This is a genomic window from Xanthomonas sp. D-109, from assembly GCF_017746095.1.
Taxonomy (GTDB): Bacteria; Pseudomonadota; Gammaproteobacteria; order Xanthomonadales; family Xanthomonadaceae; genus Xanthomonas_A; species Xanthomonas_A sacchari.
The window spans coordinates 195,682-221,548 of the sequence record NZ_JAGHWV010000003.1; the positions used below are offsets into that span (position 1 = coordinate 195,682).

Consider the following 25,867-nt stretch of genomic DNA (forward strand, 5'->3'; position numbering starts at 1 on the left):
TTTTCGCCGATGCCCCGCAACGCCTCCGCCGCTGCCGCGTCGCCCGTCACGGTCCCGGCCTTCCGCCTGTACGGCGAGACCGGCGACCGCGAGACACCGGACCAGTTGCACTGGGAATCCATCGCCGCGCGCAGCCGCCTGCACGACTGGCACATCCGCCCGCACCGCCACGACGACCTGCTGCAGTTGCTGTATCTGCAGCGCGGCAGCGCTGGCCTGCACTTGGACGGAACGCAGCAGCGCCTGCGGGGGCCATGCCTGCTGCTGTTGCCGCCGCTGTGCGTGCACGGCTTCCGCTTCCAGCGCAACGTGCGCGGCCACATCGTGACCGTATCGGCGCCGCTGCGGCAGCGCCTGGCGGCGCAGTGGCCGAGCCTGGACGAAGCGCTGGCACAGCCGATCTGCCTGCCCGCGGGCGACCAGCAACCGATGCTCGACGCCTGCTTCGCCGCCATCGCCGTCGAACACGCGCAGCGCCGCCCCGGCCGCGAGCCGATGCTGCAGGCGCTGGCGACGCAGGCCCTGCTGTGGGCGGCACGCGGCGCACTGGCGCAGGCCCACGCCGATCCGCACGACGCCGACCGCGGCGCGCGCCATGTGCGCGCCTACACCGCGTTGATCGACGCGCATTACCGCGAACACTGGCCGTTGGCCCGCTATGCCGACCGGCTCGGACTGAGCCGCAGCCATCTCAACGCGCTGTGCCGCCGCCTGGCCGGCGCCTCGGCACTGGAACTGCTGCAACGCCGGATCATGCTCGAGGCACGGCGCAGCCTGGTCTACACCACCCTGACCGTGCAGCAGCTCGCCGAGGTCCTCGGCTATGCGGATGCGGCGTATTTCAGCCGCTGCTTCCGCCGGCATGCCGGATGTTCGCCGATGCAGTTCCGGCAGCGGGCGCAGGGGTGAAAGAAGGGGGGCGTCGGGACGGCTTGGTCGCGGCTGAAGCCGCTCCTACAAGGATGTACAGGGAAATATCGGCGTCGTCCGGTGTAGGAGCGGCTTCAGCCGCGACGAACCGCAGCCGCAATGGCGAGTCACCGCAGAGGCGTCGGGACTGAAGTCCCTCCCACAGTTCAGGGCCAACGCCGTATCGGCCGCGCGTAGCTCAACACGCAAGCGCCGGAGCAGACATAGTTCTGCGAGCAATGCATCCATCATGCATCACCGGGCGCCGATGCGACGCCCGGCGACTCACAACACTCAGAACGGATACTGCGGCGCGCTGTCCTGGATCGTCACCCACTGCCAATGCGTGTACTGGCCCCAGTCGGCGGGGCCGCCCATGCTGGTGCCGTTGCCGGAGGCGCCGGTGCCGCCGAATGGATTGGTGACTTCGTCGGCCACGGTCTGGTCGTTGATGTGCAGCAGGCCGGTGTGCAGGCGTTCGCCCAGCGCCATCGCGCGGCCGACCGAGGCCGACAGGATGCCGGCCGACAGGCCGTATTCGGTCTGGTTGGCCAGCGCCACCGCCTCGTCGTCGCTGTCGAAGGCGATCACGTTGGCGACCGGGCCGAATACTTCCTCCTCGAACGCCGGCATGCCCGGCCGCACGTTCGACAGCACCGTGGGCGCGTAGAACAGGCCCTCGTGGGTACCGCCGGCCTCGACCACGGCGCCGGCCGCCACCGAGGCATCGACCACGTCCTTGACGTGCTGCAGCTGGCGCTGGTCGATGATCGGGCCGAGCGCGACATGGGCGGTGGCCGGGTCGCCGACCGGCAGGTGCCGCGCCTTCTCGGCCAGGCGCCGGGTGAGTTCGGCGGCGATGCTGCGCTGGACCAGCACGCGGCCGGTGGCCATGCAGATCTGGCCCTGGTGGAAATACGCGCCGAAGGCGATCGCCGACACCGCCTTGTCGAGGTCGGCATCGTCGAGCACGATCAGCGAGTTCTTGCCGCCCAGTTCCAGCGCGGTCTTCTTCAGGTGCTTGCCGGCCAGCTCGCCGATGCGGCGGCCGGCGGCGGTGGACCCGGTGAACGCGATCATCGGCACGCCAGGCGCCTCGACCAGCGCCTGGCCGGCGTCCGCGCCGCCCGGCAGCACGTGCAGCAGGCCCTTCGGCAAACCCGCTTGCTGCAGCACCTCGGCGATGACGAAACCGCCGGCGTACGGGGTGCGCGGATCCGGCTTGAGCACCACCGCATTGCCCACCGCCAGCGCCGGCGCCACCGAGCGCAGCGACAGCACCAGCGGGAAGTTGAACGGCGAGATCACTCCGACCACGCCCAGCGGCAGGCGCCGCGCCAGGCTCAGCCGGCCCGGCGCAGTCGGCAGCACCTGGCCCTGCGCCTGCAGCGGCATCGCCGCGGCCTGCTGCAGCAGCACGATCGCCTCGCGCACCTCGTGCTCGCCCTTGGGCAGGATGCCACCGGTCTCGCGCGCGATCAGCGCCGCGGCCGCCGCCGCATGCTGCTGCAGCACCTGCGCGGCGCGATGGAACACCGCCGCACGCTCGCGCGGCGGCGTGGCCGCCCAGGCGCGTTGCGCCTCGCGCGCCTGCGCCACCGCCGTGGCCACGTCGGCCGCATTGGCCTGGCCGACGCGGTGCAGCGGCGTGCCGCTGCCCGGTTCGATCACCTCGAGGACGCCGCCCTGGGCGGCGACCCACTCGCCGTTGAAGATGCGCTCGCTCCAGGTGGACGCGGCGGCCAGGGGTTCGGTGCTGTGCATGATGTCTACTCTCGTGGAAAAGATGGGCAGGGGCGTGCTCAGATCGACGTGGCGGCCAGTCCGCCGTCCACCGGCAGATTGACGCCGTTGATCCAGCGCGCCGCATCGGAGGCCAGGAACACCACCGCTTCGGCCACTTCGTCGGCATAGGCCGGGCGCTTCATCTTGCCGGCATCGGCCTGGACCCGCTCGGGCCCGAGCATGGTGACGAAATCGCCCAGGATCGGCGTGAACACCGGGCCGGGCGCGACGCTGTTGACGCGCACCGAATGGTCGGCGAACCAGTCGCGCGAACGCAGCAGCGTCCACACGATCAGCGCTTCCTTGAAGTACTGGTAGCAGGTGTCCTGCGGCACCGGATGCGCCGCCAGCCAGTCGCTGCCGGCGGCGTAGCTGTCGGTGGCGGCCAGTTGCTTGTGCAGGTCCAGCCGCTGCGGCCACTCGGCACCGAGGATGGAGGCGATGTTGATGATGCTGCCGCCGGGCACGATGCGCGGCAGCAGCGCCTGGCTGAGATGACGCAGGCCCAGGTAGTTGACCTTGGCCACCACGTCCACCGGCGCGGTGCCGGGCACGCCGGCGATGTTGGCCAGCGCATCGATGCGCTCGGGCAACTGCGCCACCAGCGCGTCGATCGAGGCCGGATCGCCCAGATCGGCCTGGTAGAAGCCGTGCAGGGTCATGTTGACCGGCTGGCGGTCGATGCCGATCACCGTGGCGCCGTGGAAGCGCGCCAGGCGCGCGACCTCGGCGCCGATGCCGGAGGCCACGCCGGTGACGAGGAGGGTCTTGTTGTGCAGGTTCATGGCAGCGCGTGTCCGTTGCGGAGTTGATCAGAAGACATGGATGTACTGGACGTTGACGTTGTGGCCGGAAGGCGCGTTCTTGACCTCCACCGGCATGTAGAAGTTGGCGTTGAAGATGTTCTTCTGGTCGATCCGCCACGACAGGCCGGGGCCGAGATAGAACAGGGTCTGCTTGCTGTCGGCCACGCGTTCGCCATTGGTGCGGTTGTCGCGCAACTGCTTGAGGTAGTAGCCGTTGATGCCCAGGTGCAGGTCCTTGACCACTTCCAGCGAGCTGGCGAAGTTGAGCCAGGCGGCGTCGCCGGCCTGGCCGTTGCGGAACACGAAGCCATCGCCCTGCGGCACGTTGGAGGCCTTGTCGGCGCGGAAGTTGTAGATGTAGTTCAGCCGCCCGCTGATCTCCCAGCGCGGCGTCGGCAGGATGCTGAAGGCCCAGCTCGGCAGCACCGACCAGTAGCCCGCGCCCTGGTTGACGTCGCGGTTGCGGTCGAACTTGCCGATCGGCGCCAGCGCATCCAGTTCGAAGCGCTGCGAGAACACCGGCCGGCCGTCGCGGATCACCGGCGCCATCTGCAGGTACGGGCCGATGGTCAGGTCGCCCAGGCCGAGGCCGTTGTCGCGCAGCCGCACCGGGCTGTCGTAGGCGAACGACGTGTCCAGGTCGACCAGCGCGGCCAGCGCGGTGATGCCGAGGGAGCCACCGAACAGTTTGTAGTCGCTGAGGTAGGCCACCTGGGTCACCCACACCGAGGAGCCGATGTGCGGATCGCGGAACACCGGCACGTCGTCGCCGTGCGCGTCCTTGATCGCATCGAAGTCGTAGCGGCGCAGATACTGGATCGCTGTCCAGCCCGGGTTGGGTTTGCTGAAACCGTCGAAGAAACTGGTGCCGCCGGTGTTGATGCCGGTCGGCAGGGTGGCGCTCTGCGGCACCGATTGCGCGGCCGCCGGGGCGGCGCAGGCAATGGTCAGCAGGGCGAGCAGGGACATCCGCGGGCGGGTACGCGGCGGCGACGGAACACGGTGGCAGACACGGGTCACGGACAGGCACTCCAAGCGAAAGGGGAACGACGGGGTGCGGGGGAAGAGAAACGCGAACAGGCGCCGCCGCGCACAGGGCGCGGCCGCACGGCGACGCGCAGCATCAGCGGGACGCTGGCGGCGGGTCGGTCATCAACGGGGAAGACGGGCGCGCGGCGCAGGCCGGCTGCGCCCACGCACAGGGCTACAGGCGGTCGAGCGCGTCCAGCCGGTCCAGCGCCTGCAGCAGCGCGCGCGCCGAGGTCGCGCCGAGCGCGGTGCCGAGCTGCTGCTCCATGCGCACCACTTCGGCTTCGGCCTGCGCCAGCAGCGCCGTGCCGGCGGTGGTCAGATGCAGATGCTGCATGCGCCGATCCTGGCGCCCGCGCACCTGCCGCAGCAGTTTGCGCTTGACCAGGCGCGCGACCACGATCGCCAGGTTCGGCGGCGACACGCTCAGCACCTCGCCCAGCTGCCGCTGGTTGATGCCGGGATTGGCGTCCACCAGCACCAGCAGCGAATATTCCACCGGCTTCAGCTCGAAGGCGCGCACGCAATCCTGAAACAGCCGCCGCACCTGCAGTTCGGTGCGGGTGATGCGGTAGCCGATCAGGCTGGTCAGGCGCCGCTGGTCCACGCTGTCCGCCGAATGCGGATCGGCGGGCAACGCGCTGTGGGACATCTCGGGACTCGGTTTCGAACTCACTGCGCTTCCTGCAAGGGGCATCCTGCGGCCAGGTCGCGGCGGCTGCGCACGCATCCGTCGGCGCCGGCCGGCAACACCGTCGCCATTGCATTGTAGGGGCATGACCGCGCATGGTCACAACGCCGCGTCCACGCGCCGCAGCAGCGCCCGGTACGGCGTGGCGGCGGTCCACAGGCACAGCGCGCCGAGCAGCGCCGCACCCATGCACACCACGCCCAGCGACAGCCCGACCTGGCGCTCGTCGGCGAGCACGTGGTCGGTGCCCAGCGCCACCAGGTACGGCCCCAGGCCCAGTCCGATCAGGTTGACCAGCAGCAGGTAGATCGAGGTGACCTGGCCGCGCAGCCGGTTCGGCGTGACCGCCTGCAGGATCGCCGGCGCCAGCGCCACCGGCATGCCCAGCACGAACGTGGTTAGCGCCACTGCTGCCAGCGCCAGCCACGGCCCCGGCGCGATCGCGAACAGCGCACTGCTCACCACCAGCAGCACCGCCCCGACCAGCGAGATCTTCAGCGCCGCATCGCGGCTGCCGCGCGCGGCCAGGCGATCGGCGAGGAAGCCGCTGAACAGCATGCCGGCGATGCCGAAGGTGAGGATGATGATGCCGTAGGCCGGGCCGATCTCGCCCGGGGTCCACTGCCAGCGGCGGATGAAGGTGGCCGGCAGCCAGGCGGTGATGCCGAAAGTGATCATCGCGATCACGCCGTTGGCCAGGAACAGCGCCACGTACACCCGCGCGTTGTCGCGCAGGTGGCTCAGGTCCGGGCGCACGCTCGGCACCGCCGCGGCCTGCTCGCGCCGCGCCGGCTCGCGCACCGTGGCCATCAGCGCGATCACCGCCAGGCCGGGCAGCGCCACCAGAATGAAGGCCGCCTGCCAGGGCCGGAAGCTGCCCAGCAGCGGCAGCACCACCGTGCTCTCCTTGCTGGTCGCCGCGATCACCAGGCCGCCGACGATGAACGCCGCCGCCGAGCCGATGTAGACCCCGGAGGTGTACACGCTCATCGCCCGCGCGCGTTTTTCCGGCGGGAAGTAGTCGGCCAGCATCGAGTACGCCGCCGGCGACAGCGAGGCCTCGCCGACGCCGACGAACACCCGCGCCAGGAACAGGGTGAAGAAGCTGGTGACGTAGGCGCCGGCCGCGGTGGCCGCGATCCACACCACCACGCCGAGCACGATCAGGTTGCGGCGGTTGCGGCGGTCGGCGACGCGGCCCAGCATCACCCCGATCAGCGTGTAGAACACCGCGAAGGCGAAGCCGTGGACCAGGCTGAAGGCCGAGTCGGACAGCTGCAGGTCGCGCTTGATCGGTTGCACCAGCAGGCCCAGGATCTGCCGATCGACGAAGGACAGCGTGTAGGCCAGCAGCAGCACGAGGGTGACGTACCACGCATACAGCGGGCGGTACGGCGCAGGCGATGACAGCGGATCGCGCATGGGAAGGCTCCGGCTCAGAAGCGCAGGGTCAGGAAGGGGGCGATGTAGAAGTAGTCGCGGCCGCGCACCGCGCCCTCGCGCAGGAACGGCCCGGCCTGGGTGTAGTGGGCGTACACGTCCAGGCTGGCGAAGGCGTTGAAGCGGTACTTCACCCACACCACCGAGCGCGTGCCGATGTCGCGCGCGTCGTTGGCGTCGCCCGGCTGCAGCACCCGCCAGCCGGCCGCGTACACGCCGTCGTGCAGGCTCTGCCGCTGCAGCTTGAGCACGTACATGTCGATCCACAGCCGCTCGCTGGGGCGCAGCACCAGCTCGGGGCCGATGGCGCGCACGTTGCTGCTGATCATGCTGCCGTCGAACACCGAGGCGCGCGCGTACAGGCCGTTGAAGGTGTTCAGTTCGCCGTCGCGCGGATCGCGGTCGCCGGAGGACGCCTCCATGCGCCAGCCCAGGCGCGGCGTCCACGCGGTCGAGGCGAAGGTGTAGCCGCCGAACAGCGTGCCCTGCCAGGCGCGCACGCGCTGGCCGGCGAAATGGCCGCGCTGGCCGATCAGTTCCAGGTCGTAGTCCCAGCCCTGCACCGCACCGCTCAGGCGCGTGGACAGCGTGTGCCGATGCTCCTCGCCGACCACGCCGCCATAGCGGCGCCCGTCCTGCACGGTGTCCAGGTACAGCGTCTCCAGCAGCGCCGCCTTCGGCTGGCTGGGCGAGAGCGGCACTTCGGCATGTGCGCCCCACAGGCGCTGGTCGCGGTTGGTGCGGTCGTCGAAACTACCGGTACGGGTCAGCACCGGGCGCCCCCACAGCAGGCCGCCGCTCCAGCGCGGCTGCCGGGTCAGCAGGCGCACCGCATCGAACGGCATGCGCGAATTGGCCGGGTCGCGCGGATCGAGCAGGCGCTGCCAGCCGTAGGCGATCTGCTGGCGGCCGGCACGCAGGCGCCAAGCCGGCTCCTTCTGCCCGTCGGACAGTTCGACGAAACCCTGCGCAAGATCCAGCGGGTTGCGGTCGGTGGCCTGCACCGGCCGCGTCTGCAGGCCGGCCACGCGGCTGTCGGCGAGTTCGCCGAACAGGCGCAGGTATGTCGACGGCCGATAGTCGGCCCACAAGCGCAGGCGCTGCTGCGCATAGCCGTGCGGATCGGTGGCGAAGCGGCCGAAGCCGGCGTGCTCGCGATAGTCGTACAGCGTGCGGCTCTCGCCGCCGAGGCTGAGCCAGCCATCGCCGACGGGGATGTACTTCCACTTCTCCCAGCCCTGGCGCGGACGCGCCGCCAGCGACGAATAGTCTTCCTGATCGGCCAGCAACTTGCCCTGCGGGCCGTTGTTTTCGGCATCGGCCTGGGCGCAGCCGACGCTGCACAACATTGCCAGGCACACGGTACGGGGCGCACGGCGTGCGCGCGCATGAGGCACAGTCATCGATTCCCTCCCAAGTCTCGAAGCCAGTGGTGCGAAGGAGCGCGATCCGCTATCCGGTCGCGCGGCCGAGCGGTTCGGTCATGACGGCGGCGCCGCCACCGCGCCCGGTGCGGTGCCGGCGTAGAGCTGTTCGACCAGCGCCGCCCGCGCGCGCAGCACGTTGCGCTGGTTGATCGAACCCTTGTCGGTGATTTCGCCGGCCTCCAGGCTCGGCGGCTGTTCCAGCCACGCCGCGCACGCGACATGGCTGGCGCTGCCGGTGGCGCCGCGGTTGAGCGTGTCGAGCAGGCCCTGCAGCCAGTCGCGTACGTGCGGCGCCTGCAGCACCTGCGCCGCCTCGGCCTGCGCCGGCAGCCCCGACAGCGCCTGCAGCGCGTCCAGCCGCGGGAACAGCAGCAGGCCGATGGCGTCGCGGTCGGCGCCGGTCACCACCACGTCCTGCACGTAGGCGGCGCCTTCCATCAGCACGCGCGTGCGCAGCGGGCCGACGCTGACGAACACGCCGGAGGACAGCTTGAAGTCCTCGGCCAGGCGCCCGTCGAACAACAGGCCGCGCTCGGGATGCTGCGGGTCGATCGGCTTGAGCGCATCGCCGGAGCGGTAGAACCCTTCCTCGTCGAAGGCCTCGGCGGTCTGCTGCGGCGCGTTCCAGTAACCGGGCATCACGTGCGGCCCGCGGAAGCGCGCTTCCAGCTTGTCGCCGACCGGCACCAGCTTGACCTCGCAGCCCGGCGCCGGCACGCCGACGTCGCCGGGCGTGTTGCTGGTGCCGTGGGTGAAGGTGCACGACGGCGCGCATTCGGTCATGCCCAGGCCGGCGAGCATGCGGATGCGCTCGCCGCAATGCGCCTCGGCGATGCGTTCCAGGCGGTCCCACACTTCCTGCGACAGCGCCGCGGCGGCGAAGAAGAACATGCGCATGCGCGACAGGAAGGTCTCGCGCAGCGCCGCGTCCTGTTCCAGCGCCTGCGCCAGCTGTTCCCAGCCGCGCGGCACGCTCAGGTACACGGTGGGCGCGATCTCGCGCAGGTTGCGCAAGGTCTGCGCGAACAGCGCCGGCGTCGGCTTGCCGTCGTCGAGGTAGAAGCTGCCGCCGTTGTACAGGGCGATGCCGATGTTGTGGCTGCCGCCGAAGGTGTGGTTCCACGGCAGCCAGTCGACCAGCACCGGCGTCTCGCCAAGCACCGGGAAGGTCTGCAGCAGCATCTGCTGGTTCGCGCACAGCATGCGCTGGGTAGTGATCACCGCCTTGGGCAGCAGGGTGGAGCCGGAGGTGAACAGGAACTTGGCGATGCTGTCCGGGCCGCAGGCGGCGAAAGCGGCATCGGCGGCGTCCAGCGCGCGCGGCGCCAGCAGTTCCTCGAAGCGCAGGCAGGCACGATCGCGCACGGTGCCGCGCACACACACTGCCGGTACATCGGTGGGGAACACGGCAGCGATCGCCGGGGCGAATGCGTCGCCGTCGCAGGCGAACAACAGGCCCGGGCGCAGCACCTCGGCCACATGCCGCAGCTTGGCGAAATCGCGCGACAGCAACGCGTAGCCCGGCGACACCGGGCAGTACGGGATGCCGGCATACATCGCCGCGAACGCGAGCTGCAGGTGTTCCAGATCGTTGCCCGACAGGATCGCCAGCGGCCGTTGCGCCGACAGGCCCATGTCCAGCAGGTGCGCGGCGATGCGGCGGGTGCGCTCGAGCATCTGCGCGTAGCTCAGCCGCCGCCACTGCCCGCTGTCGTCGCGCTGCGCCACGAAGGTCGCCTCGGGGGTGTGCAGCGCCCAGTGCTGCAGGCGCTGCAGCAGGTGCCTGGGCAGCGGCGCCAGCGGTTCGCGCGCACGCAGGCGCAGCACGCCGTCGGCATCGCGGTGGACCTCGGTATCGGCGTGGCTCAGTCCGACAGGACGGTAGCGCACGGCGGTGGCAACGGACTCAGCGGCATTCATCGGAACCATCCGGAGGAGAGAGACGGTACGGCGTGCGGCAGCGCCGCCGCGGCCCCGCGGGGCCGCAGGCGACGCGACGGGTCAGCGCTTGTAGGTCTGCAGACCGGGCTTGATGGTTTTGTCGTCCAGGAATTGCTTCAGGCCCTGTTGCCGGCCCTTCTCGGGATCGCGGTGATTGGACTGGTCGACCTTGGCGTACAGGTAGTCCTCGTTCTGCTCCCAGGTCAGCTCGCGGCAGCGCTTGAAGCCGTGCTTGGCGAAGCGCAGCACCACCGGGTTCTTCTGCTGCAGTTCCTGCGCCAGCTTGGTCACTTCGGCGCGCAGCTGCGCGCGCGGCACGCTGGCGTTGACCAGGCCCATCTGCGCCGCCTCGGTGCCGGTGAAGGTGCGCCCGGTCATGATGTAGAGCATGGCGTTGCGGTGGCCCATGGTGTCGGCGACCGCCTTGCTGACCAGGTTGCCCGGGGGGATGCCCCAGTTGATCTCCGACAGCCCGAACACCGCTTCGTCGGCGGCGATGGCCAGGTCGCAGGCCACCAGCGGCGAGAACGCGCCGCCGAAGCACCAGCCGTTGACCGCGGCGATGGTCGGCTTGCTGTAGAAGCGCAGCAGGCGCCACTGCCACTGCGAGCAGTCGCGGCGCATGCGCTCCTGCACGATCTCTTCCTTGCCGTCGGTCTCGCGGAAGTATTCCTTCAGGTCCATGCCGGCCGACCAGGATTCGCCGGCGCCGGTCAGCACCAGCACCTCGGCGCTGCTGTCCAGTTCCAGCGTCTCCAGCACGTCGATCATCTCGCGATTGAGGGTGGGACTCATCGCGTTGCGCTTGTCCGGGCGGTTCAGGGTGACCCAGGCGATGCCTGCGTCGATCTCGACCTGGACGGTCTGCCAGCGGTCTTGGTAGCTGCTCATGGATAGGCCTGCATGGGAGGGGGGAGGAGCCGGATCACTTAGGACTGATAATAGTTATAGATCATCATTATTTCGGCGCAAGCTGCACTGCAGCATGGCGGGCGGCGCTGTGGCGGGAGCATGGCGGCACGCCCATGGGCGGCGTACAGCAACCGCGATGCGGATTCCTTGGACTCGCAAAGAGAGCAGGCCATCCCAGGACCTTAGATCCGCCGCCGCGTCACCGCGAGGCTTCACGCCCAGCGAACGCAACGCTCACGGGGGACGTTCAGTCCCGGGTTAGCATCCGGGGCACAGGGGTTCCGTCGACACCGGGGTGATGTGATGCACACCGTCTCCGCGCTTGACCAACCAACCCACGCTCGCGTCAGCATCGATCTGGACGCCGAGATGGCGTACTGGCAGCAGGCCCATGCCGAGGGCCGTCTCGGCCGCCAGGGCTTCGCCGACTACGCGCAGCTGCTGAAGATCGGCTACGACGTGTACATGGCCTACCCGCGCGCCAGCGAGGCGCAACTGTATCGGGTGCTGCAGGACGCCTATCACCAGTGCGCGCCGATGCTGTCGGTGCCGTGGGACGAGGCACGCTGGCTGGTGCGGCATGCGTGGCAGCACCTGGCGCATTCTGGGCGTTGTCACTGAGGAGCGCCTCGCGCAGCGGGCATCTCGTCGTTGCCCCGCGTAGGAACGGCTTCAGCCGCGACGGCGTTACCGAGAATGCCTGTCGCGGCTGAAGCCGCTCCTACGACGAGGCTTCGGTCGTTACTGGAGGCGCCCACAAGGCGCCGCGTGCCGGCGTAGCGGCGACAAACAGGACAGCACACCATCGCGTGCATGGCACACCGCGGCCTGCGCCGCGGGTTTGCTGTCGTGCTCCCCCCACGCTACATGGTTCAACGCGACGACGTGGGCGGCGACGCGCTGCGCTCCTTCGCCTCCAGGCGCCCATGGAACGCGTTCGATCCCTTGCCCGGCGCCGTCGCCGCCTCGCCCTCGCTGCGCTTGAGCCGCTGCTTGCGCTGTTCGACCACGCGGCTGGCCAGGGCCACGCGTCGCCCGATCACCATGTCGGTCAACCAATCGATCAGGTAGTGCGTGTAGGCGGCCTGGTGCGCTTTTTCGGTCAGCGCATGATCGGCGCCGGCGATCGTGCGCGTGGTCAGCGAACGCGCGTTGGAGAACGCTGCCGCGTAGTTGCGCAGCACCTGCCCGGGCACGATCACATCGCGCTCGGCCTCCACCAGCAGCACATCGCCACGATAACGCTGGCAGGCCGCCAGCGCGCGGTTGTCCGCCGGCGTCACCACGCGGTTGCGGTACGGCATCAGGTCCGGATCGCGGTTCAGCGCGACCTTCGGCCCGTCCCAGTGCGCGTCCTTGTACAGCGCCGGCGAGCGCAGAGCCAGCCACTCCACCGGCCGCTCCAGCGTCAGCAACGCGGCCAGGTAGCCGCCGTAGCTCAGCCCCACCACCACGATCGCCTCCGGATCCACCTGCGGCGACGCCGCCAGGCGATCGTAGGCGGCCTTGATGTCGTCCAGGTTCTGCGCGCGCGTCACCGTCTCGCGCATAGAGGCCAGGCCTTCGTGGCCGCGCAGGTCGAAGGTCAGGCACACGCAACCCAGACCCGCCGCCTCGCGCGCGCGCACCAGGTTGTGGTGCTGGTTGCCGCCCCAGCCGTGCACGAACAGCACGCCGGGCAGGCGGCTGGTCGGCGTCAGCAAGGTACCGCTGAGCGCCGCATCGTCGACCGGGATGGCGATGCTGGACAGTTCGGCTTCCATGGTCAGGTCACGCTGCGCATATGGCGGTACTTGGTCAACAGGCCGGTGCGTGGCTCCTCGCCGACGTAGTAGACCTGCGCTCCAGCCGGCGGCGGCGGATGCGCGCCGTAGCGTTCGACGGTGGCGGCGACCACGCGCTGCAGGGTCGGCGACTGCTGGAACGCGGCGACCGCGGCCAGTTCCGCCGGCGTGGCGCCGCCGACGCGCCAGGATTGCTCGAGCACGCCGCAGGCGACACTGCCGTCGGGCAGCAGGCCTTCGATCACGTCGTAGTTGCGCCGCGACGCATAGAGGCCCGGATAGGCCGCGGCCACCAGCCGATCGTAGTCGCGCGCCTTCAGCACCGCGGTACGCTGGCGCGGCGGCAACGTCTGTGCCAGCAGCGTGTCGAGGGTGCCGCGGATCACGTGCAGCTCCGAGCCGCCATAGGCTTCGCGGCCGCTGCCGTCGCGGGTGACCGACTGCGTGCCGCAGTAGGCGATGGTGATGCCGGCGCAGTGCGTTTCGCCGACGCTGAAGGTGGTCGGCTGCTGCAGGTGCCGTTCCAGCACCACGCCATGCCGCTGCAACTCGTGCCCGGGCAAGGCCGACAGCGCCGCGTCCAGCGCCGCCGCATCGTGCAGCAGGACCTGCCCCAGCCCGCCCACGCCGTGGCACGGCTTCAGGCGCACTTGGCCGCCGTCGCACAGGCGCGCGAACGCGCGCCGGGCATCCGCGGCGCTGAAGGCGGTGTAGCCCGGCAGCGTCGCGGCCGCCAGGGCCACGCCGAGGTCCGGCTGCCATCCTTCAGGCGCCTGCGCATCGCCATCGACCAGCGGATGGCTGATCGCCTTGGTGGCGACGAAGGCATGCGGCACCACGCCGCCCAGCAGATCGACCGCGCCGTGCACGCCGAGTTGCGCGGCCTGCGCTTCGGTCAGGGTTTCGTCGGGTACGTAGAACGCACCCGACCCGACCGCATCCGACCCGGCGGCAAGACGTGCGTCGTGCAGCGGCAGGCGCATCAATCGCGCGACCTCGGCGACCACCCAGGCATGCGTGGCGGCCTCGTGGCCCCCGGACGCCGCATCGCGTACACGGTAGGCACGGACAGTGGCATGCGCAGCGAACCGGGACATGTCGGGCGCTCCGTGCGGAAGGGGAAGCCGCGACGTCTCAGCCATGGCCGTACCCGCGCAGCAGCACGGCCACGGCAAGCGCAATCACCAGGAGCGACACGACCACGCGCAGCCGGCGGCTGGCGCACAGTTGCTTCCACCAGGCCGAGGCCTCTGGCGTGCCGCTGGCATCCCGGGCGCGCTGCGGCGGCGGCGCGGACGCTGGAGGGGAAGCCGCAGAGTGGCGGTCGTCGTGGCGCATGGACCAAGGCTGTCGCGCACGCTGTCGCATGCGGGTGAACGCGATGTGGTGCGTGTGTCATCGCGCGCGGCCAACCGCATCGTCGCGTTGGCCTTGCGCCTTGCGCCTTGCGTCCGCAGCGAAGACGCCGCAGTGCGCGCGGAACGCGCGCCGCGCTATCGCGATTCCCCCACGGCGCAGCAGCGCACCAATGCTGCGATCGGCATGGCGCTCAGGCGGCAGCCGTCGCCGCCGCGTGGTGCGCGGGCAACCGCGCATCGATCCGGTGCTTGCCGGCCAGCGCCTGCATGCCCTGCAAGGTGGCCTGCACCGCACTGGCATAGCCGCTGCGCCACAGCTCCGCGCGCGACTGCCGCGACGCCGCCGCATTCAGCGCCAGTGCGAATGCCTGCACGCGGGGATCGGCCAGCACGGCGCGCTCCAGGAACGGCTGCTCCGGCGCGATGACGTCGACCGGGGCCAGCCAGGCGTCGGCGACCAGTTCGGCCACGCCGGCGCGGTGCGAGAGCTGGTGCATGGCGCTGAGCGTTTCGTGCAGCATTTCCAGGCATGCCCATTGCCACAGCGCGGCCTTGTACTGCGGGTCGGCCTGGTCCAGGGCGGACAAGGCGCCATCCACATGATCGATGCGAAGATCCTGCATGGCCGACTCCACGATACGGCGTTGCGATCCGCACATTCTGCGCGGCGAAAGTGAGCGCAACGTGAGTCGTGGGGCGGCATCGACGTGCGTGCAGTCACACGGCGCGCGGCGCGGCTGGGTCCACGCACGGGCATCGCGTATACTTGCGCACCGCGCCCGGCTGGCGCGCGCCCGCTCACCACGCTCTCCCATGACGCCACCCTGACACCCGCGACACGCATCGGCCCGCCCTCGACGGCAGGCCGAAGGTTGCTGGTTTTCCCTTGCATCTAGCGAGCACTGCCCTGCGACAGGGCGGTGTCAGGAGCGTTTACCTTGAAGTTTTCCTCTTCCCTGCGCCAGTCCTGGTGCGGCAATCTCCGTGGCGACGTGCTCGCCGGCCTGGTCGTGGCATTGGCGCTGATTCCCGAGGCGATCGCGTTCTCGATCATCGCCGGGGTCGACCCCAAGATCGGCCTCTATGCCGCCTTCTGCATCTGCGTGACCATCGCCTTCGCCGGCGGGCGCCCCGGCATGATCTCCGCCGCCACCGGCGCGATGGCGCTGCTGATGATCGGCTTGGTCAAACAGCACGGCGTGCCCTATCTGCTGGCGGCCACGCTGCTGACCGGCGTGCTGCAGATCCTGGCCGGGCTGTTCAAGCTCGGCGCATTGATGCGCTTCGTCTCGCGCTCGGTGATCACCGGCTTCGTCAACGCGCTGGCGATCCTGATCTTCATGGCGCAACTGCCCGAGCTGATCGGTGTGCCGGTGCCGGTGTATCCGCTGGTGGCGCTGGGCCTGCTGCTGATCTACGGCCTGCCCTGGCTGGCGCGGCGCAGCTTTCCCGGCATCGGCCTGTGGCTGCTGGTGCTGGGTGCGGCCTTGACCGCGGGCAGCATGGCGCCATGGACGCTGCTGCCGGTCGCCGTGGGCGGCGCCGCGGCGCTGCTGCTCGGACACCGCTGGACGCGCGGCCTGGCGGTACCGCCACCGTTGGTGGCGATCGTGCTGCTGACCGGGCTGGCGCTGTACTTCGGCATCCACGTGCCCACCGTCGGCGACAAGGGGCAACTGCCCGATCGCCTGCCCAGCCTGCTGCTGCCGGCGGTGCCGTGGACGCTGGAGACGCTGCGGATCGTGTTCCCGGTATCGGCGACGATGGCGGTGGTCGGCCTGCTCGAGTCGATGATGACCGCGCAGATCGTCGACGACATGACCGACACGCCCAGCGACAAGAACCGCGAGTGCGTGGGCCAGGGCGTGGCCAACATCGTCAGCGGCCTGTTCGGCGGCATGGCCGGCTGCGCGATGATCGGGCAGTCGGTGATCAACGTGAAGTCCGGCGGGCGCGGGCGCCTGTCCGCGCTGGTGGCCGGCAGCGTGCTGTTGCTGCTGGTGGTGTTCGCCGGCGCCTGGGTGCGACAGATCCCGATGGCCGCGCTGGTGGCGGTGATGATCATGGTCTCGGTGGGCACGTTCAGCTGGCGCTCGCTGGCGCAGTTGCGCACCCACCCGACCAGTTCCAGCGTGGTGATGCTCGGCACCGTCGCGGTGACCGTGGCCACCCACGACCTGGCGCGCGGCGTGCTCACCGGCGTGTTGCTGTCGGCGCTGTTCTTCGCACGCAAGGTCGGGCGCATGCTGCAGATCGACCGGAGCGAGGACGCGGACGGCGGCCACACCTACCGCATCCGCGGCCAACTGTTCTTCGCCTCGGCCGGCAGCTTCGCCGGCGCCTTCGACTTCGCCCATGCGCCGGCGCGGGTCACCCTGGACCTGAGCCACGCGCACGTCTGGGACATCAGCGCCATCGGCGCGCTGGACCAGGTGGTGATGAAGTTTCGCCGCCACGGCGCCCAGGTCCACGTGCTGGGACTGAACCCGGACAGTGCAGCGATGGTCGGGCGGCTGGGCAGGCACCAGCGCGACGATGTGGAAAGCGTTCCCCTGCATTGAGGCCCGGCCGGGATGATCGTGTCGCCACGGCGGCACGGCGCAGCGCGCGGTCACGCCGCGCGCCGTCCCGCGTACCGACACGGCGACGACATCGGCCGATTAGCATCGAACTGCTAACGGCCATGCAGGAGATCCGCCGATGTCACTGGACCACTGGCAACTGCCGCCACACGGTTGGGTACCCAACCACCCGTTCCTGCCGGTGCTGCACTACCGGCAGTGCGTGGGCGCCATCGACGCCGACGGCTTCGAACGCCGCTTTGCCGCGCACGGCTGGCCGCCGCAATGGCGCGACGGCATCTACGACTATCACCACTATCATTCCACCGCGCACGAAATGCTCGGCGTCGCCCGCGGCAGCGCCCGCGTGCTGCTCGGCGGCCCGGGCGGCATCGAGGTCGCGCTCGCGGCCGGCGATGCGCTGCTATTGCCGGCCGGGACAGGCCATTGCCGGCTGGCGGCCAGCGCCGACTTCATGGTCGTCGGCGCTTATCCGGACGGGCAGCACTGGGATATCTGCCGGGAGCCGCCCAGCGCCGCGATGCTGCAACGGATCGCCAATGTGCCGTTTCCGCGGAGCGATCCGCTGCTCGGGGCGGATGGGCCATTGCTGGAGTACTGGCGGATGCCGTGACCAATATGCCGGCAGGCCATGTCCATGCGCGCCAACGGTCGGTCAGCGCAACAGCGTCGCGCAGCGTGTTCCCTGCACTGCAGCGGACACCCAGACGCACGGACCCCCAGCCTCTCGCGCTGGGTGCTGCCGATGCCGCATCTGCGGCGGTGGCCACTGCCGCCTATGCCACCACGAACCGACCTGCGCTGTTGTCGCCAGGCGAATTGGTGACCTGCGGGTCGTAGGCCACTCGCTTGCGCGGCTGTTGCGTGTCGCTGAATTGCAGGGACAGCGAAATCAGGCTCGCATGCGTATTGGAGTGGACGTAACACAACGTGTCTTGGACCTGCGGCTCGCCCGGATCCGCCGATCCGGCTCCGCTGCTCTGCAGATACGGGCCGTTGAGCTGGAAGCGCGGGTCGTTGGCGAAAGCGCCGGTGAACGCGAAGCCACGCGCGACGGTGTCGGGGCTGAGCCGATAGACGATGTTGGTGGAGATACCCGCGGCTTCCACGTGCACCACGTCCTTGTCGAGCAGGACGATGTACTGGCCGCTGGCGGTGTTGCCGTGCGCCTGCGGCGCCTCCTCGTCTTCGATCCGATAGACGTAAACCGTCACATCGATCTGGGCGACAGGATCAGTGGCAGGCAGAGGATTACGAGCGTTCGGCGTCATCAGGCGGGCGTCCATGGGTGGAAGGAGAATCGAAGTCGTCATGCGATGCGCTGCGATAGCCGATCCTGGCCAGCACGCGCGCGGCGCGCGCGCCGGCCGCATCGTTGCCCAGGCAGTGCTGGCTGCGCATCCACGGCAGCAGGATAAGGTAGTCCTCGCTGGTCTGGTTGGCGGCGGCGAACAGGTCGGCGCTGCGCTGGCACGCCGCATGGGCGCCCACCGTGTCGCGACCGGCGATCTGCGCCGATGCCAGCCACGCCTCGGCCAGCGCTTGGCGGCCATTGATGTTGTCGGGATTGCGCACATAGGCGGACTGCAGGATCGCCAGCGCTGCTTCGATGCTGTCGCCGGCCTGCACGCGGGCACCAGCGGCAGACAACGACAGAGCCAGCTGGGTCTGCGCGGCGGCCAGCAGTCGCTGCCATTGCGCATTGCTCGGATCGTGCGCCACCAACGCCTGTGCGGCATCGGCCAGCGTGCGCCATGCGCTCGGCGACCGCGCCGATGCATCCGGCGCGGCCAGCCGTGCGCGCAGCAGTTGCGCGTACAGCCGGTCGCGCTGCCACTGCAATTGCTCCGGCTGCGCGGCGACCAGCGGATCGAGCAAGGCGATGGCGCGCTGCAGTCGCGCCGTCGCGCTGGTGCTCTTGCCCATGGCGGCATCCAGTTCGGCGCCGTTGATCAGTGCGGTGGCCAGACGATGGCCCCACAGCGCATCGCGCGGCACCGCGCCCTGCATGCCTTCGAGCGTTCGAATCGCCTCGGCGTAGGTGCGGGACGCCTCCGCCAACGCACCACTGCGGCGCTGCGCGGAGGCCTGCCAGGTCAGGCTGTCGGCCAGTTCGGCGGTCAGCGTGGGATCGTGCGGACGCTGCGCCAGCGCGGCGCGCTTGAGCGCGATGGACGCGGCGAAGGCATCGGCCGCGCGCGGCAGCGCGTCGTGCCTGAGCCACAGCGTGCCCAGGCTGTTCAGTGCGTACGACTGCTCGACCCAGGCGTCGATGTCGTGCGGGCGCTGCGCCTGCCAGCGCCGCCCGGCCTGCAGGTAGGCGAGGAACTGCGCCTGCGCCTGCCGCCATGCGTTGCGGTCCAGCGCGATCTTGCCCAGCCAGAAGGCATTGGCGCCGGACAGACGAAGGGCGTCGACGTCGTGCGGCGCCTGCGCCAGGCGCGCCTGCAGGATCGCCTGCGCGGCGTCCAGCGCCTGCACCGCCTGCTGCGGATGGCCGCGCGCCACCTCCACCTCGGCCACCAGCGCCAGCGCCTGCGCGCGTTGCCGCTGTTCGGGGGCGGTGCGCGCCGGTGCCGAGGCATCGGTCAGGTAGGCCAGCGCCTTGGCGCTGATGTCCTCGAGCAGATCCAGCCGCCCCAGCGGCCGCAACTTGTCTCCGAAGTCGCCGAGCATGTAGGTCAGCAGCCCCTCCGCGCGGCTACGCTGCGCCTGCGCCTGCCGATCGGAACGCAGCGCCGCCAGTCCGAAAGCGCCGGCCGCCAGCCCCAGCCCGACGATGCTGCCGAACGCGGCGATGCGCAGGCGCCGACGGCCGCCGGCACGCCGCGCGGAGGCGGCGATCAGTGCGCGTTCCGGCGCGCCCAGCGGCATCGTGCCCTCGGCCAGCAGTTGCCGCGCTTCGTCCAGCTGACGCCCTTCCGGCAACAACAGGTCGTGACTGCGCCGCTCTTCCTGCCAGCGCGCGGCCAACGCCGCCAGCCGGGCGCGCACGCGCAAGGCGGCGCGATGCTGCTCGATCCAGGCGATGGCGCGCGGCCAACGCCGCAGCAGCGCCTCATGCGCGACCGCGAATTCGGCGTCGCCGGCACCGGCGCTGCTGACCAATAGCCGCGCCTCGACGAACGCATGCACCAGATGTCGCTGGGCGGCGCTATCGAGGTCGCGCCAGGCGACGCGGCGCCCGACCACGGCCGCGTCCTCGGCCAGCGACACCAGCCGCGCCAGGATCTGCGGCAGGCAGGCCCGCTCGCGCGGGTCGAGCGCAGCCAGCACGGTTTCGGCACGGTAGCTCACCGCCCCCTCGAGACCACCGATGCGCTGGTAGGCCTCGGTGCTGAGTTCGCCGAGCGGCGTGCGCGCCTCATAGAGTTGCTGCAGGGCGTACTGCAACAGGGGCAACGCATCCGGGCTGGCCGCGGCGGCGGCGCACAGCACGTCGTCCAGGTGCGCCTGGGTCCGCGGGTCGATGCCGAAGCGCAGGCCGGCGGCCCGCGCCGGCAGGCGGATCATCTGCGCGATCTCGGCCTGGCTCGGCGGCTGCACGTCGTAGTGCCCGCCGCGCTGCTTCAATGCCAGCAGCGGCGCCAGCGCGGTCAGTTGCGGATAGAAGTCGTTGCGGCAGGCCAGCAGCACCAGCACCTCGCCGCTGGCTGCCAGCGCCTGCAGGACGTCGACGAAAGCGGTACGGGCGGGTTCGTCCAGATCTTCGGCCAGGAACACCTGCTCCAGTTGATCCACCACCAGGCCGAGCGCAGGGCCGCGGCGCTGCCGTCCCAGGCGCTCGTCCAATTGCCAGCGCAGCTCGGTCAGCAGCAGCGGCGAGGCCTCGGCCAGGCGCCGCGCCAGCACCGTCGCCGGCTGCCCCGGCCACAGCGGCTGCCCTGCCAGGCACCAACCGAGCATGGCCTCGGCCAGCGGCAACCAGGGGCCGGCCAGGGCGATGCGGGCGCTGTCCACGTTGGATACCGTGTGCAAGGCGAGGTCGCCGGCAGCGGGATCCTGCAGCGCCGGCAACAGCCCGGCCTGCAACAGGGAGGTCTTGCCGCTGCCGCTGGGGCCGAGCAGCAGCGCCATCGGCATGCCGTGCGTTTGCTGGGCGCGCACGCAGGCGAGCAATTCGGCCTGGGCGCGGGCGCGGCCGTGGAACACCGCGGCATGCTGCGAGGCGAACGGCTCCAGTCCACGGAAGGGCGAACCATCGCGCCAGGGATCGGGATCGCACGGCGACGCATGCAGCGCATCGCGCTGGACCGCGGCGACGGTGCGGTAGCCACGCTTGCGGATGGTCTGGATGTAGCGCGCCTGCCCCGGCGGGTCGCCCAGGGCCTTGCGCAGTTGCGCAATGGCCTTGTGCAGCGGCCCGTCGCCGTACAAGGTGGTGCCCCAGCAGGCGTGCAGCAGTTGCTCGCTGCTGAGCACCTCGCCGGGTCGCGTGCACAGCGCGACCAGCACCTGCATCAGGCGTGGTTCCAGTTGCCGGCGTGCCCCGTCCGCTTCGTCGGCAATGGCGTTGGCCTGCGGCCAAACCCACCACACGCCGAAACGAAAGCGCTCCTGGATCGCGGAGACGGGACGCGCGGCCCCCTCGGCCTCGGGAACAATCCCCTGTTCTTCCAACAAGTTACGCATCGTAAGGTAATCGGAAGAGACGCCGCACCGGGCCATGGCCAGTCTATCGAACGCGCCATCACACCTCGTATACATCCGCCAGGTGGTGCACGTCTGGAGCCGCACCCATGCAGGACAGCCACCCGCACCCGGACACCGCCGCCGCCGGTGCCGCATCGAACCCCGCGGCCCCGGAGTACGCCGAGGCGGTACGCGCGGCCCTGGCCGGCGTGCTGGCGAGCCCGCCGTTCGCCCGCTCGCCCTGCATGCGCCGCCTGCTGCGCTACCTGGTGGAGGCCAGCCTCGACGGCCAGCACGCACGGCCGAGCGAGTACCGGATCGGTCTGGAGGCGCTGGGCAAGAACCCGCGTACCTACAGCCCCCAGGAGGATCCCAGCGTGCGTGTGCAGGTCGGGCGGCTGCGCGAGCGGCTCGGCCGCTACTACGCCGGCGATGGCGCCGCCGATCCGCTGCGCTTCGAGATCCCGTGCGGCAACTACACCGTGCTGGTCCACCATGCCCAGACCCAGCGCACGGCGCCCGACGCGGCGCAGCGCACGCTGCTGGTGTCCGCCTTGCAGGCGCTGGCCGACGGGCTGGGTGCGGTGGGCTTTGCGCTGGGTTTGCGCGAGGAACTGATGCATCGGCTGCATCGCGAGCTGGACGGGCTTGCGATCGTCTCGCCCTGCGTGGCGAGCGGCACCGCCCTGCGCTCCGCACGCCCCTCGGCTGCGGCATCGGCCTACCGGCTGGAAGGCAGCGTGCGGCAGGTGCAAGGCATCGCCCGGGCGACCCTGCGCCTGGTCGATCGGCACAGCGAGCGCGTCCTGTGGTGCGAGCGCTTCGATCAGCCCGACGAGGGTGTGCTGCAGACCCAGGAAGCCCTGTCCGCGGCGATCTGCGCCGGCCTGCGCCGCGACGTGTTCGCGCCGCCGCATCGGGCTCAGCGATAGCGGATGATGTGATTGAGGTAGAGATTGACCGGACGGGTCTCCTTGTCCGCGCGCGGCGCGCCGTCGCCGGCCTGGTCGGCGAGCTGGCTGGTGGTCGCCTGGACGGTGTCTACCGGGCCGAACACCGGCACCTCGCCCGGCTCCACCTCGATGCTGGTGCTGGGCGCGCTGTAGTCGTGCTCGTGGCCCTGGTAGGCGTCCGCCTGCACCGAGCCGACCTGGTTGCCGGTGTTGCCACCCGAAGCCGCGGGCTGGCGTTTGTCCAGCGACGGATCGCGCCCACTGCCGCCATCCACCCCGCGCACGAAGCGGCCACGCAGGTCCGGCAGGTTGAAATGCCCGTTGCCGTCGCCGCCGAAGGCCGTGCCGATCACCGCGTAGAGCAGCGCGTAGTCCTTGCAATCGAGCGCATCGCCATTGCAGAACAGCCAGCCGGCCGCGGCCAGGCGCGTCCGCACCTCGGCCCGGGCCGCGCTGGACAGCGCATCGGTGTCGGCAAGCGGACCGGCGTAGGGCAGCACCACGCCGATCGGCAGGTGTCCCCTGAGCAGCGGCAGGCCGGTGAAGTAGAACGTGTCATTGGTCATCGGCAGACTCCTGGCGCATGTGCATGGGCAGGCCTGCGCCGTCCTGCAGATACAGCAAGGTGGTGGGGATGCGCACGGTCCAGCGCGGCGCCGGCTCCGGCGGACGCTCGGCGGCGCCGTGCAGCGTCTCGAGTACGCCTACGCTGCTGGCGACCACCGGCGTGTCGGCAGGCCCGCCGGCCCACGGCGCCGGGCATTGCAGCAACCACAGCAGCCAGGCTTCCCAACCTGCCGCGACCGGCATCAGCACCCGCGCGCTGCGCGCTTGCAGGAAGCCCTGCAGGCTCTCCTGCTGGGACGCGTGCTGCGCCTGTCCCGGCGCCGGCATCGGCCAGGGGTGAATGCTGTCCAGCGGCCACGCCTGGTACTGCCAGGTCATGTGCGCGGCATCCAGCACCGCCTCCAGTTCGCGCGGCCCCAGCACATCGACCGGCAGCGCCGGCAGCAGCGCGCCGAGGCACGCCTGCTGCAGCACCTGGCGCTGCAACACGAGCGGCTGCACTGCCGCCGTATCGATGCACGCGTGCAGCGCGGCGTCATATGCCGCCCACGCCTCGCCGCAGGCGCGCTGCAAACGCGCGAACTGGCGCAACTGCCAGGCCTGGAACAGCGAGGAGGCCGCTGCGCCGCCGATCAGCACGCAGTCGAGGCTGACGCACACCGCGAAGGCCGGTGCCGAGGTCATCACCGTCACCGGCACCGCACCGGTCAGCGTCAGCCCACTCAATTGTTGGGTCTTCTGATACGGCTGGATCACCACCGGCGGCGCGATCTGCGCCGGGCCGGCGGCGGTGGCGGTCGCGTAGGCGGGCACCGCCGCGCTCAACGCCGGCAACGCCGTGGGCGAGGTGGCGCTGGCGTCATGGCCGCCGATCGAACAGGCCATCACGTAACGGCTGTCGGCCACGGCGAGGGTCACCCATGCCGTTTGCGCCTCATAGCCCTCCGGCACCCGCAGCACCCCCAGATCGGCGAGCGCCACCCGGTCCAAGGTCGCGCTGACCGTGCATTGCAGCGGCGGCGGCGGCTCCAGGTCGAACACGCCGTAGGTCGCGCCCAAGGCCAGGTAGTTATCCGCAGTGACCACGCTGCACGGCGGCTTCCCGCTCTCCGGCAACGGCAAGGACGGCGGCGGCGGCAGCGGCGGCGTGGCGGCCTGGCGCAGTTGCGCCAGCCACGGCTGCGCCGGCTGCGCCAACTCGAATTCCAGCACCAGGCGACCACCCAGCGAGTCCAGCCGCACCTGCACCATCCGGTCGATCCAGCGGTACACGCCGACCAGCCGGCCATGGCCGCTGTTGTCGATCGACTGCGCGCGGCGCTGCTCGCGCAGCGCATGCCATTCCTGGCCGCGACGCTGGCTGACCCGGTCGTTCATGCGCCGCGCGGCGCGTTCGGTGATGCGTTGCGCCAGCGACGCACTGTCGCGGCTGCGCCAGCCGGATTTGGCCGCGGCGCCGGCCCAGGTACCGCTGAGCTGCATGTTGAGGTTCTCGTAGCTGGGCTGCACGCCGCTGAGGTTGCGCCCCAGGCCATCGGCCGCCATCACTTCGGCGATGCTGTCGGCCAGTTCGCTGCTGGCCGAACGCAACTGGCGCTGCTCCTGCACCTGCGTTTCCACCGTGCTGGTGCGGGTGCGTTCGACATGACGCTCGACGCTGCGCTCGGACACCTCCTGGCGTTCGCGCGGCATGACGTTGACCACGTCGGCCAACTCGCCCGGTGCGTAACCAGCGAGCCGATGCCGCGCCATCTTCAGTTCGCCCACGCCCAGCACTTCCCAGCGCGCCTGCGCATCGGCGCTGGTGCCGCGCAGCGCCGGTTGCGGCGGTTGCGTCGCGACGGCGTCGGGCACCACCACCCGGGCATGCAGCAACGCCTGACGGACCGAGGCGTGCTGCGGCGACGGCGCGGGAGGTGCAGGAGGGAATGGCGTTGGCGCGGGGCCTGGGTTGGGGCTGGCAGGATCGGGATCGGGATCGGGCGCGGCGGAGGCGACCGCCTCGGGATCGGCCGTGGCGGGCGTTGCGATCGCTGCCTGCACCGGCGCCGGCAGCAGCGCCAGCAAGCGGCCCACCCGCAAGACCGCGATCAATTCTGCGGCCAGCTCCGCATCGGCCGCGGCCCCCACCAACGCCAACGCGAACACGCTTTGCCACAGCCTCGGCTCGGCCGCCTGCCACTCGGACCCTGCCAGGTAAACCGCCGGCGTGGTTCCCGCAGGCAAGCCCAGCGCGGCGCTGGCGTAGGCGCTCAGTTCGGGCAACGGCCATTCGCCTCCGGCGCGGCGCAACTGCGCCGCCAGCGCCGGCATCGCGGCGACGGTCGCCCCCAGCGCCTTCACGTCGGGAACGAACGCCGCGGCGGCGCGGAATTGCCGCGCCGCCGCGATCTTCGCCGTGGCATCGGCGGCGGCCTGCAGGGCGGCGTACAACGGCATCGCGGTGGCTGCGTTCTTCAGCAACGCATCCGGGCAACGCAGGAAGCGCAGCGCGGCGTCGGCGGCCTGCGACGGGCTCGGCGGCTGCATCCACACGAAGGGGAACAGATCCTCTGCGCGTGCCTGCGCCTGGATGATGGACGCCTCGCCCGCGCCTTCGTCCGCGTCGTCATCCGGCCGATCCGGCACCGCCGTACGCCAGTCGCCGATGCGTTGCATGAGATAGCGACTGTCGTCCAATGGCAGGTTGCACATCAGCGCGACCGCCTCGGATTCGCGCACCAGTTGCAGCGTCACGTCGATGAAGCTCTCCGGTTGCCTGCCTGGCGCATGCGTCAGCATCAGCAGCGCTTTGTGCGCACCCGCCGTCAGGCTCAGCGCGAACGCGACGGCCTCGCCGCCGCGCAGGTCGCGTACTTCCCCTTCGACGTCGCGCCCATGCTCTCGCCAGGTCCAGCTCACCTGCACCTGGAAGCCGGCGCGCGCCGCGTGCTGCCACACGTGACGATGCTGCGCGACCGGGGGCACCACGGCGTGCTCGGAGAGAAAGGAGTCGGCAGGAAGGGACATGAGCGATCCACGCAGGAGAAGGCAATGGGCATACCGCAGCGG

At 70.6% G+C, this 25,867-nt stretch carries 21 protein-coding genes; 5 read left to right on the plus strand and 16 right to left on the minus strand.

Features of this window, described 5'->3' with window-relative positions; all coding sequences use genetic code 11:
• Positions 1 to 9 precede the first annotated feature (9 nt).
• The gene (locus J7357_RS05335; RefSeq protein WP_209245264.1) at positions 10 to 909 is read left to right on the plus strand and encodes a helix-turn-helix domain-containing protein; all 900 of its coding nucleotides are present in this window, start codon (positions 10 to 12) and stop codon (positions 907 to 909) included.
• Between the two features lie 294 nt (positions 910 to 1,203).
• Here the strand turns inward: J7357_RS05335 and J7357_RS05340 are convergent, their stop codons facing one another.
• From J7357_RS05340 to J7357_RS05375, 8 genes are all read right to left on the minus strand, one after another.
• Positions 1,204 to 2,673, minus strand: coding sequence for a benzaldehyde dehydrogenase (locus J7357_RS05340; RefSeq protein ID WP_209245265.1), 1,470 nt, complete (start codon positions 2,671 to 2,673; stop codon positions 1,204 to 1,206).
• Positions 2,674 to 2,711: 38 nt separating this feature from the next.
• Positions 2,712 to 3,479 carry a coniferyl-alcohol dehydrogenase gene (locus J7357_RS05345; protein ID WP_209245266.1) on the minus strand — a complete coding sequence of 256 codons (768 nt, stop codon included), beginning with the start codon at positions 3,477 to 3,479 and terminating at the stop codon, positions 2,712 to 2,714.
• Between the two features lie 27 nt (positions 3,480 to 3,506).
• Positions 3,507 to 4,469 carry a transporter gene (locus tag J7357_RS05350; RefSeq protein WP_209245267.1) on the minus strand — a complete coding sequence of 321 codons (963 nt, stop codon included), beginning with the start codon at positions 4,467 to 4,469 and terminating at the stop codon, positions 3,507 to 3,509.
• A gap of 235 nt (positions 4,470 to 4,704) precedes the next feature.
• Positions 4,705 to 5,181 (minus strand): MarR family transcriptional regulator, encoded by a 477-nt coding sequence (locus J7357_RS05355; protein WP_209245268.1) that lies wholly within the window; start codon positions 5,179 to 5,181, stop codon positions 4,705 to 4,707.
• A 138-nt stretch (positions 5,182 to 5,319) separates the two neighbouring features.
• On the minus strand, positions 5,320 to 6,642 hold the full coding sequence (locus J7357_RS05360) for an MFS transporter (protein WP_209245269.1): 1,323 nt from the start codon (positions 6,640 to 6,642) through the stop codon (positions 5,320 to 5,322).
• A 14-nt stretch (positions 6,643 to 6,656) separates the two neighbouring features.
• Positions 6,657 to 8,009 (minus strand): alginate export family protein, encoded by a 1,353-nt coding sequence (locus J7357_RS05365; RefSeq protein WP_209245270.1) that lies wholly within the window; start codon positions 8,007 to 8,009, stop codon positions 6,657 to 6,659.
• A gap of 132 nt (positions 8,010 to 8,141) precedes the next feature.
• On the minus strand, positions 8,142 to 10,007 hold the full coding sequence (locus J7357_RS05370; RefSeq protein ID WP_209245271.1) for a feruloyl-CoA synthase: 1,866 nt from the start codon (positions 10,005 to 10,007) through the stop codon (positions 8,142 to 8,144).
• An 81-nt stretch (positions 10,008 to 10,088) separates the two neighbouring features.
• On the minus strand, positions 10,089 to 10,919 hold the full coding sequence (locus J7357_RS05375) for a p-hydroxycinnamoyl CoA hydratase/lyase (protein WP_209245272.1): 831 nt from the start codon (positions 10,917 to 10,919) through the stop codon (positions 10,089 to 10,091).
• Between the two features lie 324 nt (positions 10,920 to 11,243).
• Here J7357_RS05375 and J7357_RS05380 point away from each other — a divergent pair, with 324 nt between their 5' ends.
• Positions 11,244 to 11,561 (plus strand): hypothetical protein, encoded by a 318-nt coding sequence (locus tag J7357_RS05380; protein WP_209245273.1) that lies wholly within the window; start codon positions 11,244 to 11,246, stop codon positions 11,559 to 11,561.
• Positions 11,562 to 11,812: 251 nt separating this feature from the next.
• Here J7357_RS05380 and J7357_RS05385 read toward each other — a convergent pair whose 3' ends face one another.
• The 4 genes from J7357_RS05385 to J7357_RS05400 form a co-directional block, all read right to left on the minus strand.
• Positions 11,813 to 12,703, minus strand: a complete 891-nt coding sequence (locus J7357_RS05385; RefSeq protein WP_209245274.1) for an alpha/beta fold hydrolase — start codon at positions 12,701 to 12,703, stop codon at positions 11,813 to 11,815.
• Between the two features lie 2 nt (positions 12,704 to 12,705).
• Complete coding sequence (locus tag J7357_RS05390) at positions 12,706 to 13,821, minus strand: DUF3182 family protein (RefSeq protein WP_209245275.1); 1,116 nt, start codon at positions 13,819 to 13,821, stop codon at positions 12,706 to 12,708.
• A 37-nt stretch (positions 13,822 to 13,858) separates the two neighbouring features.
• A complete protein-coding gene (locus J7357_RS05395; protein WP_209245276.1) occupies positions 13,859 to 14,062 on the minus strand; it encodes a hypothetical protein in 204 nt (67 codons plus the stop codon).
• Positions 14,063 to 14,273: 211 nt separating this feature from the next.
• Positions 14,274 to 14,705 (minus strand): hypothetical protein, encoded by a 432-nt coding sequence (locus tag J7357_RS05400; RefSeq protein ID WP_209245277.1) that lies wholly within the window; start codon positions 14,703 to 14,705, stop codon positions 14,274 to 14,276.
• Between the two features lie 315 nt (positions 14,706 to 15,020).
• Between J7357_RS05400 and J7357_RS05405 the strand changes: the two genes are divergently transcribed.
• A complete protein-coding gene (locus J7357_RS05405) occupies positions 15,021 to 16,643 on the plus strand; it encodes a SulP family inorganic anion transporter (RefSeq protein ID WP_209245278.1) in 1,623 nt (540 codons plus the stop codon).
• A 139-nt stretch (positions 16,644 to 16,782) separates the two neighbouring features.
• Positions 16,783 to 17,277 (plus strand): cupin, encoded by a 495-nt coding sequence (locus tag J7357_RS05410; RefSeq protein ID WP_209245279.1) that lies wholly within the window; start codon positions 16,783 to 16,785, stop codon positions 17,275 to 17,277.
• 163 nt (positions 17,278 to 17,440) lie between these two features.
• Here the strand turns inward: J7357_RS05410 and J7357_RS05415 are convergent, their stop codons facing one another.
• Positions 17,441 to 17,950: a hypothetical protein gene (locus J7357_RS05415; protein WP_209245280.1), complete on the minus strand. Its 510-nt coding sequence runs from the start codon at positions 17,948 to 17,950 to the stop codon at positions 17,441 to 17,443.
• A complete protein-coding gene (locus J7357_RS05420; RefSeq protein ID WP_209245281.1) occupies positions 17,916 to 21,296 on the minus strand; it encodes a winged helix-turn-helix domain-containing protein in 3,381 nt (1,126 codons plus the stop codon). Before J7357_RS05420 ends, J7357_RS05415 begins: the two co-directional genes overlap by 35 nt.
• A 107-nt stretch (positions 21,297 to 21,403) precedes the next feature.
• Here J7357_RS05420 and J7357_RS05425 point away from each other — a divergent pair, with 107 nt between their 5' ends.
• Entirely contained in the window at positions 21,404 to 22,228 is an 825-nt protein-coding gene (locus J7357_RS05425; RefSeq protein WP_209245282.1) for a hypothetical protein, read from the plus strand.
• On the opposite strand, the gene J7357_RS05430 is transcribed toward J7357_RS05425, so the two are convergent.
• Complete coding sequence (locus J7357_RS05430) at positions 22,219 to 22,815, minus strand: phage tail protein (RefSeq protein WP_209245283.1); 597 nt, start codon at positions 22,813 to 22,815, stop codon at positions 22,219 to 22,221. The two genes, J7357_RS05425 and J7357_RS05430, sit on opposite strands and share 10 nt — an antisense overlap.
• Positions 22,805 to 25,825 (minus strand): hypothetical protein, encoded by a 3,021-nt coding sequence (locus tag J7357_RS05435; protein ID WP_209245392.1) that lies wholly within the window; start codon positions 25,823 to 25,825, stop codon positions 22,805 to 22,807. The genes J7357_RS05430 and J7357_RS05435 overlap by 11 nt, the downstream gene beginning before the upstream one ends.
• Positions 25,826 to 25,867 lie beyond the last annotated feature (42 nt).

What these genes read in the sequence shown, in the direction of transcription:
- J7357_RS05335 (WP_209245264.1), top strand. Translation starts at nt 10, where the DNA reads ATGCCCCGCAACGCCTCCGCCGCTGCCGCGTCGCCCGTCACGGTCCCG.
- J7357_RS05340 (WP_209245265.1), bottom strand. Translation starts at nt 2,673, where the DNA reads ATGCACAGCACCGAACCCCTGGCCGCCGCGTCCACCTGGAGCGAGCGC.
- J7357_RS05345 (WP_209245266.1), bottom strand. Translation starts at nt 3,479, where the DNA reads ATGAACCTGCACAACAAGACCCTCCTCGTCACCGGCGTGGCCTCCGGC.
- J7357_RS05350 (WP_209245267.1), bottom strand. Translation starts at nt 4,469, where the DNA reads ATGTCCCTGCTCGCCCTGCTGACCATTGCCTGCGCCGCCCCGGCGGCC.
- J7357_RS05355 (WP_209245268.1), bottom strand. Translation starts at nt 5,181, where the DNA reads ATGTCCCACAGCGCGTTGCCCGCCGATCCGCATTCGGCGGACAGCGTG.
- J7357_RS05360 (WP_209245269.1), bottom strand. Translation starts at nt 6,642, where the DNA reads ATGCGCGATCCGCTGTCATCGCCTGCGCCGTACCGCCCGCTGTATGCG.
- J7357_RS05365 (WP_209245270.1), bottom strand. Translation starts at nt 8,009, where the DNA reads ATGTTGTGCAGCGTCGGCTGCGCCCAGGCCGATGCCGAAAACAACGGC.
- J7357_RS05370 (WP_209245271.1), bottom strand. Translation starts at nt 10,007, where the DNA reads ATGAATGCCGCTGAGTCCGTTGCCACCGCCGTGCGCTACCGTCCTGTC.
- J7357_RS05375 (WP_209245272.1), bottom strand. Translation starts at nt 10,919, where the DNA reads ATGAGCAGCTACCAAGACCGCTGGCAGACCGTCCAGGTCGAGATCGAC.
- J7357_RS05380 (WP_209245273.1), top strand. Translation starts at nt 11,244, where the DNA reads ATGCACACCGTCTCCGCGCTTGACCAACCAACCCACGCTCGCGTCAGC.
- J7357_RS05385 (WP_209245274.1), bottom strand. Translation starts at nt 12,703, where the DNA reads ATGGAAGCCGAACTGTCCAGCATCGCCATCCCGGTCGACGATGCGGCG.
- J7357_RS05390 (WP_209245275.1), bottom strand. Translation starts at nt 13,821, where the DNA reads ATGTCCCGGTTCGCTGCGCATGCCACTGTCCGTGCCTACCGTGTACGC.
- J7357_RS05395 (WP_209245276.1), bottom strand. Translation starts at nt 14,062, where the DNA reads ATGCGCCACGACGACCGCCACTCTGCGGCTTCCCCTCCAGCGTCCGCG.
- J7357_RS05400 (WP_209245277.1), bottom strand. Translation starts at nt 14,705, where the DNA reads ATGCAGGATCTTCGCATCGATCATGTGGATGGCGCCTTGTCCGCCCTG.
- J7357_RS05410 (WP_209245279.1), top strand. Translation starts at nt 16,783, where the DNA reads ATGTCACTGGACCACTGGCAACTGCCGCCACACGGTTGGGTACCCAAC.
- J7357_RS05415 (WP_209245280.1), bottom strand. Translation starts at nt 17,950, where the DNA reads ATGGACGCCCGCCTGATGACGCCGAACGCTCGTAATCCTCTGCCTGCC.
- J7357_RS05420 (WP_209245281.1), bottom strand. Translation starts at nt 21,296, where the DNA reads ATGCGTAACTTGTTGGAAGAACAGGGGATTGTTCCCGAGGCCGAGGGG.
- J7357_RS05425 (WP_209245282.1), top strand. Translation starts at nt 21,404, where the DNA reads ATGCAGGACAGCCACCCGCACCCGGACACCGCCGCCGCCGGTGCCGCA.
- J7357_RS05430 (WP_209245283.1), bottom strand. Translation starts at nt 22,815, where the DNA reads ATGACCAATGACACGTTCTACTTCACCGGCCTGCCGCTGCTCAGGGGA.
- J7357_RS05435 (WP_209245392.1), bottom strand. Translation starts at nt 25,825, where the DNA reads ATGTCCCTTCCTGCCGACTCCTTTCTCTCCGAGCACGCCGTGGTGCCC.